We start from the raw sequence: 16,377 nt of genomic DNA on the forward strand, positions 1-16,377 counted from the left end.
GCGGTGAACGTCGACCGGGGGCGGGCCCCGCGGATCACGCAGGTGGCGCACCCGCCACGACGCAACCCGTCCCGCCGAACGTGATGCTCCAGCCGCTCGCGGCCGCGCGCACCACCACGCCGCCCCGGACCATCGAACCGCGACAGCCCGCGATCACGCCACCACCCGTGGGTCGATCCGATCCCATGGCCTCACCGGAGACGGCGGGAGCCCCGGGATCTGTCGAACATGTCTGTCTCTTCGATGGGTGCGGCGAGGCACATCCGCAGCCCGATGCGCAGGTCACCGCCGACGGGGGCGCTGACCATGGCACGACGTCGTCGCGGGCCGCATGTGCACCGGCGCGGGAGGCGGCACGAACTACTGTGCCGAGAATGGGTACCGATCAGCCGCAGATGCCGGCGGCCGAGTCCGTTTCCGGGACGCGCGCCGCGGAGGCGGATCGCGCGTATCCCGACGATCGGCCGACCACACGTCAGGGCTCGGCCGCGCAGCCCACTGCTGTGCTGGGCACCGCGGCTGATACAGCTGCGCTGCCGGACGACGCGCTCGTCCTCGGATTGGATGTCGGCGGCACCACCATCAAAGGCGAGGTGACCGACGCCGAGGGCACAGCCCTGGCCGTGGGCGCGGTCGCCACGCCGCGCGGTCCGGCTGCCTTCGACGCGATGGGCGAACTGGGCGAGCGGTTGCTGGCGCAACTGCCGGAAGCCGACCGCCGCCGGCTGCGCCGGGCGGCTGTCGTGCTGCCCGGCATCGTGGACACCGCCCGGTCGGTCGCGGTGTTCAGCAGCAACGTCGGCTGGCGGGACGTGCACGTGGGCGACCGCTTCTCCAAGCTCTGGGGTATGCCGACGCTGATCGAACACGATGTGGCCGTGGCCGGTTGGGCGGAATGGCGGTACGGCGCCGGGCAGGGCTACGAGAACGTGTGCGTCGTCATCCTCGGCACCGGCATCTCCGGGACGCTTTCGGTCGGCGGACGGTTGGTGCGCAGCGGCTACGGGCAGGTCGGCGAGTACGGGCACGTGCCGGTGCGACGCGTGGGCGGATTGCCCTGCCCCTGCGGCAATACCGGCTGCGTCGAGACCGTAGCCTCGGGCGCGGCCATCGCACGGGCCTACACCCGGCGCACCGGACGCCGGATCGGCGGTGCTGCGCGCGTCTTCGCGCTGATGTCCACCGACCCTGACGCGGCCGCCGTGGTCGAGGACGCGGTCGACGCGCTCGCCGACGGACTGGTCGGCATCGTGCACGCGGCCTGCCCCGAACTGATCGTCCTCGGCGGCGGGGTCGCCGGAGCCGGCGCGGCGCTCACCGAACCACTGCACCGGGCACTGTCCGACCGGCTCCGCTTGGTCCCCGCGCCCCGAGTGGTGCTCGGCGAGTTCGGCGCTCGCGCGGGCCTCGCGGGCGCCGCCCTCTTCGCGCGACGCGGAGCATTGACATGACGCCGCGTTCGGAGCCGACCATCGGCGAATCCCGCAGCCCTGTTCCCCCAACGCGGCACGTCGACACGACGCCACGTTCGGAGCCGACGAATCGGCGCCGGTTCGTATCGGCAAGCGCGCCGCACGCCGATGGCCTCGCGGCGACGTCGAGTACCGGGTTGATTTCGCGCATCCGTCCGCAGGACGCCTCGGGGGCGCCACAGCTCCGCGCGTTCGCCTACTGGTCTCGGTATTCAGCGGAGCGGCCCGGCGTGACAACGCTCGTGGCGACCATCCGAATCGCGACCCGAGGGGGACCGACGTGACAGAGCTGATGATCCGGGGCCGCATCGTCTCGGCGAGCGTCGCGCTGGACGACGGCGTGGTGATGATCTCCGGGGACCGGATCGAGGCGGTGCGGTCATTCGCGCAGTGGCGCGCGGCGCATCGCGATTTACCTGAGCCGCCATTTTCTGGCACCGTGCTGCCGGGGCTTGTGGATATTCACAACCACGGTGGATTCGGGTACCGGTTCGATACCGTGGACGGCGCGCACGCGCGGACGGCGGCGCGATCGCACCAGGCGCACGGCTCGACCACGGTGGTGGCGAGCGTGGTCACCGGTCCTGCCGAGGAGATGGTGGCGCAGACCGCCGCCTTGCGCGAGCTCGCCGAGGAAGGCGTGCTCGGCGGTGTCCACGTCGAGGGCCCGTTCCTGTCCGAGGCGCGCTGCGGAGCCCAGGACCCGCGATTCCTGTGCGACCCCGATCCGGGACTGACCGACCGGCTGCTTGCCGCGGGCGGCGGGCATCTGCGCGCGATGACCCTCGCCCCGGAGCGCCCCGGCTACGCGGCCGTCGCACGGCGCCTCGCCGACAACGGCGTGGTGGTCGCACTCGGCCACAGCGACACCGACTACGCGTCCTTTCGCAATGCTCTGCGGCCGAATGGATCGGCGAGCGTAGTGACCCATCTGGCGAACGGCATGCCGCCGCTGCACCATCGCCACCCGGGCCCGGTCGCCGCGGCACTGGTGGCCGCGGCGGCCGGGGACGCGATCGTGGAGTTGATCGGCGACGGCGTGCACGTCGACCCGGGCTTCGCCGCGCTGGTGTTCGCGGCCGCGCCGGGACGCGTCGCGCTGGTCACCGATGCCATGCAGGCCGCGGGCCTCGGAGACGGCGAATACCAGCTCGGCCCACAGCCGGTGACGGTGCGAGAGGGGGTCGCGCGCGTCGCGGGCGGATCCATCGCGGGCGGCGTCAGCACCCTGCTGGAATGCCTCGCGCGCGCCGTGCGCGAATCGGGTGTCCCGCTGCGGGACGCGGTACTCGCGGCCACCTCGGTTCCGGCCGCCGCGCTCGGGCTCGACGACGTCGGTGACCTGCGCCCCGGCCAATTCGCCGACATATTGACAGTCAGTGACAATCTCCACTTGCGCGGGGTGCTCAGACGTGGACAGTGGTTGAGGTGATCCTCACCGTGACAATGAATCCCGCGTACGACATGACCTATCGCGTCGAACGTTTCGAACGCGGGCAGGCCCACCGGGTCCGGTCGGTGGAACAACGCATCGGCGGCAAGGGCATCAATGTGACGCGGGTGCTGAATCAACTGGGCAAATACGCCAGGGCCACCGGGTTCTCCGATCACGCGTTCGCGGCGGCCGCCGAACTGGAGCTGCCGGTCGACTTCGTGCACGCGCTGCCCTGGGTGCGCCGCACGGTGGTGATCAGCGAGTCCGAGGACGGCACCGCCACCGCGCTGTGGGAGCCGGGCGCCCGGGTCTCCAATCCGCACGCCGCCGAGCAGCTGGCCGTCCGGGTGGCGGGCCTGCTCCCCGATATCGCCGGGTTGGTCATCTCCGGGTCGCTGCCGGGCGGCATCGACCCCTCGCTGCCCGCCGAGATCGCACGCACCGCCATCGCGGCCGACGTGCCCACCATCTGCGACGTCGACGGCGAGGCGCTGCGCTTGGCCGCGCAGGTGCCCGGCATCGTGCTCACCCCGAACGAGAGCGAACTACAGCGTCTCACCGGCGTGGAGCCCACGACCGCCGACGACATCGTCAGCGCCGTGCAACCGCTGATCGCGCACGGCGTGCGCGCCGTGACCGCGACCCGCGGCCCCGAGGGGATCACCGCCGTGACCGCCGACGGCGCGTGGTCGGCGGCGCTCGCCGAACCGCTCGCCGGAAATCCCACCGGCGCGGGCGATGCCGCGGTGGCGGCCGTGATCGCCGCCCTCTCGTCCGACTCGCGCACCGACTGGCCCGCTCTGCTCGCCGACGCGGTCGCGACCTCGGCGGCCGCCGTGGTCGTTCCGGTGGCCGGCGAGATCGACCGTGGTATGCGCACCCGCCTCACCCCGACCGTCCGGATTCGAGAACTGGATCTACCAGCACCGCAGGAGGCTGCCTCGTGACCACCCAGTACACCGATCCGGCCGGCTACCGGCCTTGCGAGCCGACAGAGCGCGCGGGCGAGCGGGGTGCTCGGGCGGCGCGGCCGAACTGCGGGATCCCGACCCCGCGGTCACGAGCGCGGTTCGCGTGGCGCAGCATCGACACTCCGGCGAGCACGGTCACAGCCTGCGGCAAGCCGGCTACGAGCGGTACGACCGCGCAGGTACCGCCGCAGTCGTGGCCGGTGGTCTCGCGAAGGCCCGCGCTGTGCCGCTGACCTCGATCCCCGACCTGATCGCCGGGGCACGTCCGGGCGGACTGGGCGCGTTCAACGTCATCACCCTCGAGCACGCCGAGGCGATCGCGGCCGCCGCGGAATCGGCGAAACGGCCGGTGGTTGTGCAACTGTCGGAGAACACCGCGATCTATCACCGTGGCATCGCCCCGCTCGCCCTCGCTTGCCTGCGCATCGCCGCCGACAGCGACGCCGCGATCGCCGTCCATCTCGACCATGCCACCACCGCCGAATTGATCCACAAAGCGGTCGATCTCGGCATCCGCTCGGTCATGTACGACGGCTCGGCCCTCGACTACGCCGACAACGTCGCCGCTACCACCGCGATCTCCGCGTGGTGTCACGAGCGCGGCGTGCACATCGAAGCCGAACTCGGTGCGGTCGGCGGCAAGGACGGCGCCCACGCGCCCGGCGCGCGCACCGATCCCGACGAGGCGGTGGAGTTCGTGCGCGCCACCGGCGTCGACGCGCTCGCGGTCGCGGTCGGCTCCTCACACGCCATGCACACTCGCACAGCCGAGCTCGACAACGACCTGATCGCCCACTTGGCCGCGAAGGTGCCCGTCCCCTTGGTGCTGCACGGCTCCTCCGGCGTCCCCGATCACGGCCTGCGCGCCGCCGTCGAACACGGCATGACGAAGATCAACATCGCCACCCGCCTCAACATCCGCATGACCTCCGCCATCCGCGATCACCTCACCAACGACCCCGGCCTCTCCGACCCACGCAAGTACCTCATCCCCGCCCGAGCAGCCGTCCAATCGGAAGTCGAACACTTCCTCCACCTCCTCGCCGGCTTCAGCACCCCCGGAGATTGACTTCGACATGCCGAAGTCGACTGTTCCGGCCCCTTCGCCCCCGCACCCCTGCGGAGCGCCGTCACCGGCCATCCGGCGTCGAAGGCTGAGCCACCTCCGCGACAGACGCGGCCGCTGCTTCGCATCGACGGGGACACTCTTGCCGGTGGAGCTGAGTGCTCGGTGTAGTGAAGCTGAGAGTCGGCTGGGAGATGGGTCAGGCGAGTTCGGCGCGGATCACCGTGGTGAATGCTGCCCACTGGGTCGGCGTGAACGCCAGGACCGGCGATGCGTCCGGCACTCCATGAAACTTGCTGTCCCGAACCAGGACCCGACCACCGTCGAAGCACACCTCTACGCAGGCGGTGCTGTCGTTCGAATGTGATGACTTGAACCAGCCGTCCGCGCTCCCCATACCGATCACGCTACAGCGCGGCGAGTCTGCGTTCGATCAACGTGATCGACTCTTTCCGTGGAAGCGCGTGCTCGGCGAGAGTGGTGGCGAACATGGTGGCGAGGTGACGCACCGGTTCGCTCTCCTCGATCACTCCCAGATGGACCAGCGTCTCGGTCCACGCCACGTCGGGAAGAAGTGCGCTGTCGAACCCGAGCAGGTGGAACGACGCACCGGTCAGCAGTACACCACCTGGCGCGTCGAAGGGCACGACCCGGACGTCGACTGTGTCGGCGTGCGTCTCGGTAATCGACAGCAGGTGTGAAAGCTGATCTTTCAGGACCGCCACACCCCCGGTGCGCTGGGTCAGCGCGGCCTCGTTGACGATCGCGGTGACCTGAAGCGGCTCCGATCCGGTGAGCCGCTGCTGACGTCGCATGCGAACTTCGACCCAGCGCTCGATTTCCACTTGCCGCACCCGCGCCCGGTCGTTGGCGATCACCGCCCGCGCGTAGTCCGCGGTCTGCAAAAGACCGGGAATCAAGATGCTCGTGTAACTACGGACGCTGCGCGCCCCGTGCTCCAATCCATAGAGGCGTATCACCTCGTCCGACAACAATTCCGCGTACTCCGACCACCACCCGCGCTGCTTCGCGATGTCGCGCAGCCGCAACATCGCCTCGCGTTCCGCCGGGTCGAATTCGAGCAGGCTCATCAGATTCCGCAGTTTGTCCTCGGCCAGGACGCGTTCTTTCTCCACCTTCGACCAGTACGACAGCGTGAAGCCCAGTTCCTTGGCGATGACGGAGGCGGACACGTCGAACTCGGTGCGGCGGCGTTTGATTCGGAGCATGAGCTCCCAGCGCGCGACCGTGGGCGAGAGTGGTGCCATCGTCCGAGGAGTCCTTCCGGCTGTTCGTGCAGATGACCGTACCCGCATCCACAGCGAGGCGAATTTGTCGAATTGACTGGTCAAGTTGACTTGTCTGCGGTCGCGCACCTACCCTTCTTGTGTTGCGCATCACAGCGGGGCTGGTGAAACAGCCCGCTCGGCGGGGATGAAGGGGGCTCCGATGTCGGTGCATGTCGTCGACCGGATGTGGATCGTGAGTGATCAGACGCCGCATCAGGCGCGGCGGGTCAGTGACGACGCGTGGGTGGTGTCCTATCTGCGTGGCCGGATGGTCTCCACGGAGCAGGCGACGGCGGCTATCCAAGCGGCGGAGATGGTCGCGCTGACGGAGGAGCTGGTACGCCGCATCGGACTCACGCCGCTGGAGGCCGTCGGCCTCGTCGTCCTCGAATCTCCGTGGGAAACCGGGCCATTGCGCAAGCGGTACCGATTGCCGCGTCCGGGCGGGCGGCATCGTCGATGACCCTTCGCGTCTCGCGTGACGCCCGCCGCAACCATTCGATCCAGGGGGTTATCGCAGTGGAACAACTGCCGACCAAAGAGCTCGTCCTGCATGCCTGCCGCACCGCGCCCCGCCGCGCACACCCGATCCTGGAATCGGCACACCTACTCGCGGGATTACATCAACGTCGCCTGCGCCGTGGTCTGGGCGGGACGAACGACATCGACGGGCACCGCGCCCGCCTCGTCCTCGCGATCGACCGCTGGGTCGCCACCGAGGCGCCGCTGCCACACGGCGGCGCGCACATGCACACCGAAACCGTGGGCATGGTGGTCGACCGGCTCGCTCAGTTCTCCGCCTGCGCCCACGAGATCCTCTCCGGCGCACCGGAATGGGCCGTGCACAATGCCTGGGAGCGCCTCTCCGAACTCGCGCTCGGCTATGAGGATCTCGCCTACGAGGTCGCGGCGGGCATGCGCCGCCTGCCCTACCTCAGCGGCCCGCGCGATCAGCCGTGACTGGAGTCGACGTCCGGATCCGGCCAGGCATTGGCCTCGACCCGGGCGCGCACCCGGGCCACGTCGGCTTCGGAGGGCATGTCGTTGGTGATCTTGGTGATCATCACCTGGATGTCGGCCTGGTCGATGTCCGCCCCGCCGAAGCCGGTCAGCTCGGCGGCGATCCGGGCCACCTCTTCGTCGGACAGGCGACGGCGCAGCAGAGCGAGCAGCGGGATGTAGTCGGACTCCGGCACGCCGTCCGGGTATCCGACCCGCAGCCAGCCGATGATCGCGTGCAGGAAGGGTGGCATCGGCGGCGGCTCGGTCAGTCGGAATCGGCGGGCGGATCGGCCAGCGGCCAGCCGCCCGCGGCCAGATGGGAGGCGACGCGAGCGACGTCGCCCTCGGCCGGCTGCTCCTTGGCGAACCGGGCGATGGCCTGCTCGATCTCGGCGTGGGTGATCGTGCTGTCCGGATTCGAAGCGACCAACTCCTCGGCGATCGCGACCACCTCGTAGTCGGTGAGGTGCCGGTGCAGCACGGCGAACAGGGCCACATAATCCGACTGCGGAACGCCCTGTGGATATCCCGCGCGCAGCCAGCCAACGACTTTGCCGAGCAGTTTCGGCCGGAGCGGAGCTGGGTTCACTGGATCGGTCACGCTGGCACTCCTCACGCCTGCCCGAACAAATGGATGCCGAATCTGGCGGCGATGAACGCTTTCGCCGTGTACAGGATGCCGCTGACGATTGCCACCACGACCAGAGCGAAGCACGCCACCGCGACCGCGAGGACGGGATAATTGCGCCGCACCGCGCCCGTACCCGCGTCGGTCGTCACGGTCGTCGACCAGAACCGCACCCCGACCGCGAAGATCATCGGCAGGCCCGCGCCGAGTACCAGGCCGGCCGCGACGACTTTCCACAGCGCATTCAGGTTCGTGACGAGAGTGTGCACGCCTGGTCCTCCTACACCTGGGCCGATCGGTTCTTGTCCGCCGACGTGGCAGGCGGCGCGGCGGTGGACGGATCGGCCCCGTCGCCCGGCCACTCGTTGACGTTGCCGGTGTGCACCGGATCACGCCGCGACCGCAGGTACATCAGCGCCGACAGGCCGATCAAGATGCCGAAGACCACAAGCACCCCGGCCAGCCCGCCGATGACGTGGGCGATGGCCCAGCAGATCGCTCCCGCCACCGCGGCCAGCGGCAGCGTGAGCAACCATGCGACCACCATCCGCCCCATCACGGCCCAGCGCACCTCGGCGCCCTTGCCGAGGCCGGTGCCGAGGATCGCGCCGGTGGCGGTCTGCGTGGTGGACAGCGGCAACCCGAAATGTGCCGAGGTCAAGATGATGGCGGCGGAGGCGGATTCCGCCGCGAGGCCCTGCGGCGAGTCGATCTCGACGAGGCCCTTGCCCAGCGTCCGGATGATCCGCCAGCCGCCGAGGTAGGTGCCCGCCGCGATGGCCACGGCGCACGCGGCCATCACCCAGAGCGGCAGGTCGTCGTCCTTGGTGAGCGTCCCGTGCGCGACGAGCGCCAGGAAGATCACGCCCATCGTCTTCTGCGCGTCGTTCGTGCCGTGCGCCAGCGAGACCAGCGAGGCGGAGCCGATCTGCCCCCACCGGAAGCCCTCGGTGACCTTCCCTTCGTCGGCGCCGCGCGTGATCCGGTACACCAGCCAGGTGCCGATCGCCGAGACCAGCGCGGCGACGATGGGCGCGAGCACGGCGGGAAGAATGATCTTGGTGATCACGCCGTCCGATCCGGACGCCCAGATCACCCCGCTCCAGCCCAGCGCGGCCAGCGTCGCCCCGATCAGACCGCCGAACAGCGCGTGCGACGAACTCGACGGCAGACCGAAAAGCCAGGTGAGCAGGTTCCACAGGATCCCGCCGACCAGACCGGCGAACACGATGACGATCAGGTCCTGGCCGCCCACGGCGTCGAGCCGCACGATGCCCTTGGCCACGGTGGCGGCGACGGCCACCGACAGGAAGGCGCCGACCAGGTTCAGCACCGCCGAGAGCGCGACCGCTACCCGCGGCCGCAGCGCACCGGTGGCGATCGAGGTCGCCATCGCGTTGGCGGTGTCGTGGAAGCCGTTCGTGAAATCGAATGCGAGCGCCGTGACGATGACGATCAGGAGAACCAGTAATTCGACGGTCACGCCTCCAGTGTGCTGCACCCCCGGATGGCAGGGCCAGGTCGGTCACCCGAAGTTCCGCCGACCGACGTGGACTAGTCTGATTCGCCCTGTTCAGCCGGATCGGGTGCACCGCACAGCGACCGGACGGCCTGCGAACCGATCATCGATCCACGAGTTCGCGCCGGGGATGCCGCTGAGGCCGACCAGGAAGTGTTCGCCGAGATAGACCTGGAAGTCCACCGGTGTCCCGGCGCCGCACCAGTCCGCGTACAACTTCTCCGCCCCGGCCAACGGCACCCACGGGTCGTGCGTCGCGTGATAGAGGAACACCGGCACCGTCGGCGCGCTCGCGCCCAGCCGATTGGCGGCCAGGATCTCCTTGACCATCGGCAGTTCGGTGGGCGCGGCGGCATGGGTGAGCGCCTGCACCGGAATCGGCGCCACGACCCCGCCGAACTCCTCCGCGGTCATGCACATGTCCTTGCCGATCTGGGCCAGTCGCCAGCCGTCGTCGTTCATCAGGCCCAGCAGCTCGGGATACTCCCGCGCCAATCCGAGCGTCGCGGCCAAGAAGACTCCGGACGCGGCGTTGCGGCCGTTCATGGTGGACAGCAGCATGCCGAAGTCGGCGGGAACACCGCCGAACGCCGCACCCACCAGATTCAGCTCGGGCGCGTACCCGGGGGCCAGCTGGGCGGCCCATCCGCTGGCGATGGCGCCGCCGGAGTATCCGGTGACCAGCGTCGGAGCGTCCGGTCGCAATCCGAGTTCCGGCGTTCGGACCGCGGCCCGGATCGAGTCGAGCACCGCGTGCCCGGCCATCAGTCCCGCCCCGTACGCCTGCCGCGGGCCCTGATGGTCGGGCACGAGCACGGCGTATCCCTTGGACAACGGAATCTGGGCGGCCCACATCTCGGGCCACAACGGGTTCTTGAGCTCGTAGGACGGTGCGCATCGATGCCCGAGCGAGTCGATCGCGTGATTGAGCGACAGCACCGGTCGCGGCCCCGGCCCGGTCCACGGCGTGCGCGGCACGAGCAACGTCGCGACCACGGGGACCGGGCGATCCTTGGAATCGGTGGACCGGATCAGCAGTTCGGTCGAGTGCAACGGGAACGCGGTCAGGCCGGTGCCGCCCGGACGGGACGCGAGAACCGTTCCCGGCGGTGTGTTCTCGAATTCCGGCGGCGGGGTGTAGAACGGGTCGCCCAGCGGCGTGGGCAGGATCCCGGAGTATTCACGCGAAGGCGTGAGGAACTGCTCGATCGGATTCGCCTGCGCGGGCGTGCCGACCGCACTCACCGCAAAGGCGCCCAGCAGCGCCGCTACCAGCCGGACATAGCGTCCGCACAGCACAATTCGCATCGTCCCACCCGCCCGCCGATTCCTTGTCCGGAGGTACGAACCGGCCGGACCATTGCAGTGTGGCGGCCATCCGGAACCTTGCGCTGCCATACTTACAGTGGCTCGATTCGCCACGCACGCCCGACACGCACCCGGCGCGGGAGCAAGCGCGCTTCACATCTCGGCTACGGTCCCGGCAGTAACGCGCGGACGGTGTCGATGGTGTCCGCGTCGGCGGGTTCTTTGTCGGGGCGATAGCGAACCACCCGAGCGAAACGCAACGCGACCCCGCCGGGATAGCGCGGACTGACCTGCACGCCGTCCAAAGCGATCTCGACAACGAATCGTGGCCATAGATACACGGTGTGCTGATCGCGCGAGCTCTCGTGGCGGGGAAATTCGGTGGTCTGCCACTGCAACAGCGCGTCGGTGAGTCCCTTGAAGGTCTTGCCCACCATGACCGGCTCGCCGCTGTCCGGGTCCCGTGCGCCGAGATGCAGGTTCGACAGGTAGCCCGTGCGACGGCCGTAGCCCCATTCCGCGCCGAGCACGATCAGGTCGAGGGTGTGCGTCGGCTTGATTTTCTGCCAGGCCCTGCCCCGCCTGCCCGCCGCGTACGGCGCGGTCAACGACTTGATCATGACGCCCTCGTGGCCCGCCGCCAGCGCGCCGTCGAAATATTCGGCGGCCGCTTCGGCGTCCGGCCGCAGCAACGCGGGAATGGTGTGCGTGCCCGCCACCTTCGTCAGCGCGGCGCGCCGCTCGGACAGCGGAGCGTCGAGCAGGTCCCGGCCGTCCAGGTGCAGACAGTCGAAGAAGTAAGGATGCAGCAGCAACTCTCGGGTGGAGCTCACTTCGGCGAAGCGGCTCATGGTCTCCTGGAACGGACGTGGCCGTCCGGCGTCGGTGAGCGCCAGCGTCTCCCCGTCCAGCACGACGCTCGCGCAATCCAGGCCGGCGACCAGCTCGACCAGTTCGGGCACGCCCGCGGTGATATCGCGCAGCGTCCTGGTGAAGATCCGGACCCGGTCGCCGTCCCGGTGCACCTGGATGCGGGCGCCGTCCAGCTTGTGCTCGACGCTCACCTCGCCCTCGAACTCGATCAGCGCCTCGTCCAACGTCGCACCGGGCGAGGCGAGCATGGGCTGGATCGGGCGGCCGACTTCCAGCCGGAACTCCGCGAGTGCGGCGGCGCCGCCGGTCAGCGCCGCGACGGCGGTGACCGGCAATCGGCCCGAGAGCATGTACGCCCGGCGCACCAGATCGGGCGGCACGCCCGCGGCGACGGCCACCGCTTCGGCGACCACGGCGGTGAGCGCTCCTTGGCGCAGTTCCCCGGTGAGCAGGCGAACCAGGAACCTCTGCTCGTCCGCCGTCGCCGCGGACCACAGCGCCTCGAGCAGCTCCTTGCGCCGGGCGGCGGACCCGGCGCCGGAGGTACCGGCCAGCTCGCTCAGCGCGGCGTGCACCGCCGCGACGGTCAGCGTCGCCACCGGCGCCGGCGGGCTGTCGAGCGTGGTGAGCGTGCGCCACCCCGTGCCGATCCGCCCCTGCGGTAGCTCGCCGGACGCCCAGGCGACGACGGGCGCGAGCTCGTCCGCGGCGGCCGAGCTCAGCAGCCCGGCCAGCGTGGCGATCTTCGTCTTGCGTGACCTGGTCGCGCGCACGGTCTCCGAGGCCAGGACGACATCCGAGAACAACACCCTGCCGACGGTAGCCGTCGGGTACGACACATGTCTGCGAGGAGTGTTAATCCGTAATTGGCACGGATGCGAACCCGGCCATAAGCTGGTCGCATGGCCAAGACTTACGTCGGCGCTCGGCTGCGTCAGCTGCGGACCGAACGCGGACTGAGCCAGATCGCGCTGGCCCAGCAGCTGGAGATCTCGGCGAGTTACCTCAACCAGATCGAGCACGACGTGCGCCCGCTCACCGTCCCGGTGCTGCTGAAGATCAGCGACGTATTCGGCGTCGACGCGACCTTCTTCTCCGCGCAGGACGACACCCGGCTCATCGCGGAACTCCAAGAGGTCGTGATGGACCAGGAGCTGGGCATCGAGGCCGACGCCCAGGAGATCGCGGACATGGTCTCGGCGCATCCGAGCATGGCCCGCGCGCTGGTCAACATGCACAACCGCTACCGCAACACCTCCGCCCAGCTGGCGGCGGCCACCGAGGACCGGTTCGCCGACAGCGCGGGCAGCGGTGCGATCAGCAAGCCGCACGAGGAAGTGCGCGACTACTTCTACCAGCGCCAGAACTACATCCACGAGCTGGACACCGCCGCGGAGGAGCTCACCGCGCGCATCCGTTTCCACGGCGGCGACGTGAACAGCGAGATCGCCAGGATCCTGCGCGCGCACGACGTGCGGATCATCGAGCGCATCGATCTCGGCGAAGGCGTGCTGCACCGTTACGACCCGCAGACCCGCAACCTGGAGATCGCGCCGCATCTCTCCGGTGGGCAGCGCACCTTCAAACTGGCCGCCGAGCTGGCCTACTTCGAATGCGGAGAGTTGCTGGAGAAACTGGTGGAGGAGGGCAATTTCGCGTCCGAGGACGCCCGCAAGCTGGCCATGCTCGGGTTGGCCAATTACTTCGCCGCGGCGACGGTGCTGCCGTACACGCATTTCCACGAGGTGGCCGAGGACTTCCGCTACGACATCGAGCGGCTCTCGGCGTTCTTCACGCAGAGCTACGAGACCATCTGTCACCGGCTATCCACGCTGCAACGACCATCGCTGCGCGGCGTGCCGTTCTCGTTCGTACGGGTCGACCGCGCGGGCAACATGTCCAAGCGCCAGTCCGCCACCGGTTTCCACTTCTCCGCCAGCGGCGGGACCTGCCCGCTGTGGAACGTCTACGAGACCTTCGCCTATCCCGGCAAGATCATGACGCAGATCGCCCAGATGCCCGACGGCCGCAAATACCTATGGGTGGCTCGCACGGTCGAACGCCGCGCCACCCGTTTCGGCCAGCCGAGCAAGACCTTCGCCATCGGGCTCGGCTGCGAACTGCGGCACGCGGCCCGGGTGATCTATGCCGACGGCATCGACCTCGACGAAGTGCAGCCGACGCCGATCGGTGCGGGTTGCCGAGTCTGCGAGCGGGCCAACTGCCCGCAGCGCGCGTTCCCGCCGTTGGGCAAGGTGCTCGACATCAGTGAGCACCGCAGCTCGGTTTCGCCGTACGTGCTGAAGTAATCGCGTCGCGGCCGACCGGCGGACTCCCGCCATGACGTGCGATTCGCGAGGAGGACCGGCGCGAGTGGCAGGTTCGTCGGCACCACCGGTACACCTGGTTCGGCACGGCCGGCAAGGTTTGGCGTCTCAGTTGAGGTTCAGCGCAAGTGCGGCAGTGCCGAGCGTCGCCAGGATCGAGGTCACGCCGAACACCGATACCCGGCCGGACGTCGTGTCGGTCAGGCGGCTTGCGCCTTTCGCTGCATCCGCAGACCGGCCACAGTCATACCCAGTGCGGCGACGAGCAACAGCGCCAACGTCCAGGCGAGGACCGCGAAGCCGTGCGGCGCGGCGGCGGCGGCGACCAGCGGGCCGATGGTCGCGCCCACATAGAAGGAGAACATCGCCACCGACATGGCGGCGGCGCGGGATTCCCCGCCCAGTTCGCCCGCGCTCTGCAGCACGGCCGGAGCGATGATGCCGAGTCCGCCGACCAGCACGGCCAGCAGGACGGCCAGCACGAGCGGATGGGTTCCCTCGAAGGTCGCGACCACCATCGCCGTCGTGGCGATGAGCACGCCGAGCACGATCTGGCCGTGCTTGGACAGCCGGGCGAGCGGCACCGCGAGCAGGGGCAGCGCGATCATCACCGGCAGCGCGCCCGCCCGCAACGCGAGCAGTTCGCCCGAGCCGCGCACCACCCCGGTCAGTTCCAGACCGGTGTACACCCCGACCATCACCGCCATGCTCATCGCGCCCGCGATCAGCATCGGCACCAGCGCCCGAATGCGCAGCACCGCGGGAATCGCGGCGTAGCTGTGCCGCAGCGGCTTGTCCCGGCCGGTGGGCGCGTCGGTCAGCAACGCCGACCGCAACGCCAGCGCAAGGGCGGCGAACACGATCGAGGAGGCGACGAACACCGCGCGCCACGGGAACGCGCCGACCATCCACTGTGACACGATCTGCGCCACCACCGTCGCAGCGAGAAACGACGTGGCCACGGACATGGTGGCAACGGCGCGGTGCTCGGGAGCGACGCGGGTCGCCACATAAGCCATGATCGCGGGCGGGATCGAGCCCACCACCAAGCCCTGGGCCACCCGCAGGGCGACGGCCAGCGGGGCGCTGATCGCCAAGCCGGTCAACATGGTGACCACTGCGGCCGCCAGCATGCCGGTGACCAGCACCCGGCGGTGACCGTAGCGATCCGACAGCGGCCCGAACAGAACGAAGCCGCCCGCGTAACCGAAGGCGAACGCGCTGATGATCCAGGTCATCGCCGCCGAGCCGACGCCCCACTCGGCCTGCATGGCGGTGAAAAGCGGAATGGGAACGTACATCTGGCCGGTGGCCAGCAGTGCGGCGAGGACGAAGAAAGGCAGGGTGCGCCCGGTGTGGGCTCGCGCCGAGGTGTCTCGGCCGCGCGTCCGGGCCGGAGCCGCGGACTGGAAGGTGGACATTGCCATGGCTCGAAGGTAGGCCTGCAACAAGCGGCTTGTCAACCAAATAGTTGGTTTAATGAGATGGTAAAGTGTCGGTTATGACGGCCACGATCAAACGCAGTGACGCGACCAAGCAGGCCCTGTTGCGCGCCGCCCGCGATGAATTCGCGCAGTACGGGCTGGCCGGCGCGCGGGTGGACCGGATCGCCGAGGCGGCGGGCGTCAACAAGGAGCGCATCTACGGGCTGTTCGGCAGCAAGGACAAGCTGTTCGACGTCATCCTGATCGACACGCTGCGCGAGTTCATCGACGTGGTGCAACCGCTGGCCGACACCGAACCGGGGGCCTACGTCGGCAAGCTGTTCGACTATCACCGGGACAACCCGCAACTGCTGCGACTGATGCTCTGGGAGGCGTTGCACCGCGGCGCCGACGCGCACGACATCGACGGCTGGCGCGCCGCGCATTACGTGCGCAAATTCGACCGCGCCCAAGAACAGTTCGACGTGGACTCCGCGAACGCGGGCCGCCTGCTGCTGGCCCTGTGCGGCCTGGCCAACTGGACCCATGCCGTCCCGCAGACCACCAGACTGCTGCTCGGCGAGGCCGCCGCGGAGGACAAGGACGCCACCCGCGCGTTCCTGATGGAGTTCGCCAGGGCGGCGATGCGGCGCGATACGGCCTCGGGCGAGCAGGAAACCCACCTCCCGGAGCTCGAACTGGTCAACGAATTGACCACCAATGCCGAGCAGCTCGACGTGGACCGCGCGGCCCAGCGACTCCGCGACGCCCAAGCCGCCGCCGAAGCCGCCCGCGCCGAACTCGCCACCGCCCTGAAGGCCGCCCACGCCGCAGGCACGAGCGCCAACCAGCTCGCCAGACAGGTATCGGGCACCCTGTCCCGCCCGGTCGTGCTCAAACTGCTCTCCCAGTCCGAGAGCTGAGACGACGACCGCACGTGGCGCGGCAACGTCACTCGAATCGGCCGCCGACCACCTGTCACCGCAACCATCAACCCGGATAGTCAGCGTTGCACGCGGTCGAGAGCAGGCGGCACACGCGGCACACAACCATCCGCCCCGCG

At 69.4% G+C, this 16,377-nt stretch carries 18 protein-coding genes; 8 read left to right on the plus strand and 10 right to left on the minus strand.

All coding sequences use genetic code 11. The features are described 5' to 3' along the window. Positions 1 to 34: 34 nt before the first annotated feature. A complete protein-coding gene (locus tag NA8_RS33520) occupies positions 35 to 187 on the minus strand; it encodes a hypothetical protein (protein WP_157106563.1) in 153 nt (50 codons plus the stop codon). A 187-nt stretch (positions 188 to 374) separates the two neighbouring features. On the opposite strand from NA8_RS33520, the gene NA8_RS06795 reads away from it, so the two are divergent. From NA8_RS06795 to NA8_RS06810, 4 genes are all read left to right on the plus strand, one after another. Beyond that, complete coding sequence (locus NA8_RS06795; protein WP_084466581.1) at positions 375 to 1,451, plus strand: ROK family protein; 1,077 nt, start codon at positions 375 to 377, stop codon at positions 1,449 to 1,451. A gap of 301 nt (positions 1,452 to 1,752) precedes the next feature. Continuing rightward, the gene (locus tag NA8_RS06800) at positions 1,753 to 2,904 is read left to right on the plus strand and encodes an N-acetylglucosamine-6-phosphate deacetylase (RefSeq protein ID WP_245663694.1); all 1,152 of its coding nucleotides are present in this window, start codon (positions 1,753 to 1,755) and stop codon (positions 2,902 to 2,904) included. Positions 2,905 to 2,912: 8 nt separating this feature from the next. Continuing rightward, positions 2,913 to 3,854 carry a hexose kinase gene (locus NA8_RS06805; RefSeq protein WP_281198974.1) on the plus strand — a complete coding sequence of 314 codons (942 nt, stop codon included), beginning with the start codon at positions 2,913 to 2,915 and terminating at the stop codon, positions 3,852 to 3,854. Between the two features lie 127 nt (positions 3,855 to 3,981). Further along, positions 3,982 to 4,947: a class II fructose-bisphosphate aldolase gene (locus tag NA8_RS06810; protein ID WP_245663695.1), complete on the plus strand. Its 966-nt coding sequence runs from the start codon at positions 3,982 to 3,984 to the stop codon at positions 4,945 to 4,947. Between the two features lie 196 nt (positions 4,948 to 5,143). On the opposite strand, the gene NA8_RS06815 is transcribed toward NA8_RS06810, so the two are convergent. Both NA8_RS06815 and NA8_RS06820 read right to left on the minus strand, forming a co-directional pair. Continuing rightward, positions 5,144 to 5,341, minus strand: a complete 198-nt coding sequence (locus NA8_RS06815) for a DUF397 domain-containing protein (protein WP_063049667.1) — start codon at positions 5,339 to 5,341, stop codon at positions 5,144 to 5,146. Between the two features lie 10 nt (positions 5,342 to 5,351). After that, positions 5,352 to 6,212, minus strand: a complete 861-nt coding sequence (locus NA8_RS06820; RefSeq protein WP_063049499.1) for a helix-turn-helix domain-containing protein — start codon at positions 6,210 to 6,212, stop codon at positions 5,352 to 5,354. Positions 6,213 to 6,393: 181 nt separating this feature from the next. On the opposite strand from NA8_RS06820, the gene NA8_RS06825 reads away from it, so the two are divergent. Together NA8_RS06825 and NA8_RS06830 are read left to right on the plus strand one after the other, a co-directional pair. Then, on the plus strand, positions 6,394 to 6,696 hold the full coding sequence (locus tag NA8_RS06825) for a hypothetical protein (protein WP_063049500.1): 303 nt from the start codon (positions 6,394 to 6,396) through the stop codon (positions 6,694 to 6,696). Positions 6,697 to 6,752: 56 nt separating this feature from the next. Beyond that, positions 6,753 to 7,193: a DUF4254 domain-containing protein gene (locus NA8_RS06830; RefSeq protein WP_063049501.1), complete on the plus strand. Its 441-nt coding sequence runs from the start codon at positions 6,753 to 6,755 to the stop codon at positions 7,191 to 7,193. Here the strand turns inward: NA8_RS06830 and NA8_RS06835 are convergent. From NA8_RS06835 to NA8_RS06860, 6 genes are all read right to left on the minus strand, one after another. Beyond that, complete coding sequence (locus NA8_RS06835) at positions 7,184 to 7,486, minus strand: DUF3349 domain-containing protein (RefSeq protein WP_063049502.1); 303 nt, start codon at positions 7,484 to 7,486, stop codon at positions 7,184 to 7,186. The two genes, NA8_RS06830 and NA8_RS06835, sit on opposite strands and share 10 nt — an antisense overlap. A gap of 14 nt (positions 7,487 to 7,500) precedes the next feature. Continuing rightward, the gene (locus NA8_RS06840) at positions 7,501 to 7,836 is read right to left on the minus strand and encodes a DUF3349 domain-containing protein (protein WP_063049503.1); all 336 of its coding nucleotides are present in this window, start codon (positions 7,834 to 7,836) and stop codon (positions 7,501 to 7,503) included. 11 nt (positions 7,837 to 7,847) lie between these two features. Continuing rightward, positions 7,848 to 8,132 (minus strand): hypothetical protein, encoded by a 285-nt coding sequence (locus NA8_RS06845; RefSeq protein WP_063049504.1) that lies wholly within the window; start codon positions 8,130 to 8,132, stop codon positions 7,848 to 7,850. A gap of 11 nt (positions 8,133 to 8,143) precedes the next feature. Next, a complete protein-coding gene (locus NA8_RS06850; protein ID WP_063049668.1) occupies positions 8,144 to 9,346 on the minus strand; it encodes an inorganic phosphate transporter in 1,203 nt (400 codons plus the stop codon). 90 nt (positions 9,347 to 9,436) lie between these two features. Then, complete coding sequence (locus NA8_RS06855; protein WP_063049505.1) at positions 9,437 to 10,690, minus strand: lipase family protein; 1,254 nt, start codon at positions 10,688 to 10,690, stop codon at positions 9,437 to 9,439. Between the two features lie 164 nt (positions 10,691 to 10,854). Next, complete coding sequence (locus NA8_RS06860) at positions 10,855 to 12,372, minus strand: ATP-dependent DNA ligase (protein ID WP_063049506.1); 1,518 nt, start codon at positions 12,370 to 12,372, stop codon at positions 10,855 to 10,857. A gap of 93 nt (positions 12,373 to 12,465) precedes the next feature. Between NA8_RS06860 and ramB the strand changes: the two genes are divergently transcribed. Beyond that, positions 12,466 to 13,872, plus strand: coding sequence for an acetate metabolism transcriptional regulator RamB (ramB, locus tag NA8_RS06865; RefSeq protein WP_063049507.1), 1,407 nt, complete (start codon positions 12,466 to 12,468; stop codon positions 13,870 to 13,872). A gap of 218 nt (positions 13,873 to 14,090) precedes the next feature. Here ramB and NA8_RS06870 read toward each other — a convergent pair whose 3' ends face one another. Beyond that, on the minus strand, positions 14,091 to 15,317 hold the full coding sequence (locus NA8_RS06870) for an MFS transporter (RefSeq protein ID WP_063049508.1): 1,227 nt from the start codon (positions 15,315 to 15,317) through the stop codon (positions 14,091 to 14,093). Positions 15,318 to 15,391: 74 nt separating this feature from the next. Here NA8_RS06870 and NA8_RS06875 point away from each other — a divergent pair, with 74 nt between their 5' ends. Further along, complete coding sequence (locus tag NA8_RS06875) at positions 15,392 to 16,237, plus strand: TetR/AcrR family transcriptional regulator (protein ID WP_245663696.1); 846 nt, start codon at positions 15,392 to 15,394, stop codon at positions 16,235 to 16,237. Positions 16,238 to 16,377 lie beyond the last annotated feature (140 nt).

It is taken from the genome of Nocardia arthritidis NBRC 100137, assembly GCF_001612765.1.
In the GTDB taxonomy this organism is placed as follows: domain Bacteria; phylum Actinomycetota; class Actinomycetes; order Mycobacteriales; family Mycobacteriaceae; genus Nocardia; species Nocardia arthritidis.

Excerpts from the sequence above, each read along its gene's own strand:
- NA8_RS33520 (WP_157106563.1), bottom strand. The coding sequence starts at position 187 with ATGGGATCGGATCGACCCACGGGTGGTGGCGTGATCGCGGGCTGTCGC.
- NA8_RS06795 (WP_084466581.1), top strand. The coding sequence starts at position 375 with ATGGGTACCGATCAGCCGCAGATGCCGGCGGCCGAGTCCGTTTCCGGG.
- NA8_RS06815 (WP_063049667.1), bottom strand. The coding sequence starts at position 5,341 with ATGGGGAGCGCGGACGGCTGGTTCAAGTCATCACATTCGAACGACAGC.
- NA8_RS06820 (WP_063049499.1), bottom strand. The coding sequence starts at position 6,212 with ATGGCACCACTCTCGCCCACGGTCGCGCGCTGGGAGCTCATGCTCCGA.
- NA8_RS06825 (WP_063049500.1), top strand. The coding sequence starts at position 6,394 with ATGTCGGTGCATGTCGTCGACCGGATGTGGATCGTGAGTGATCAGACG.
- NA8_RS06835 (WP_063049502.1), bottom strand. The coding sequence starts at position 7,486 with ATGCCACCCTTCCTGCACGCGATCATCGGCTGGCTGCGGGTCGGATAC.
- NA8_RS06855 (WP_063049505.1), bottom strand. The coding sequence starts at position 10,690 with ATGCGAATTGTGCTGTGCGGACGCTATGTCCGGCTGGTAGCGGCGCTG.
- ramB (WP_063049507.1), top strand. The coding sequence starts at position 12,466 with ATGGCCAAGACTTACGTCGGCGCTCGGCTGCGTCAGCTGCGGACCGAA.
- NA8_RS06870 (WP_063049508.1), bottom strand. The coding sequence starts at position 15,317 with ATGGCAATGTCCACCTTCCAGTCCGCGGCTCCGGCCCGGACGCGCGGC.
- NA8_RS06875 (WP_245663696.1), top strand. The coding sequence starts at position 15,392 with ATGACGGCCACGATCAAACGCAGTGACGCGACCAAGCAGGCCCTGTTG.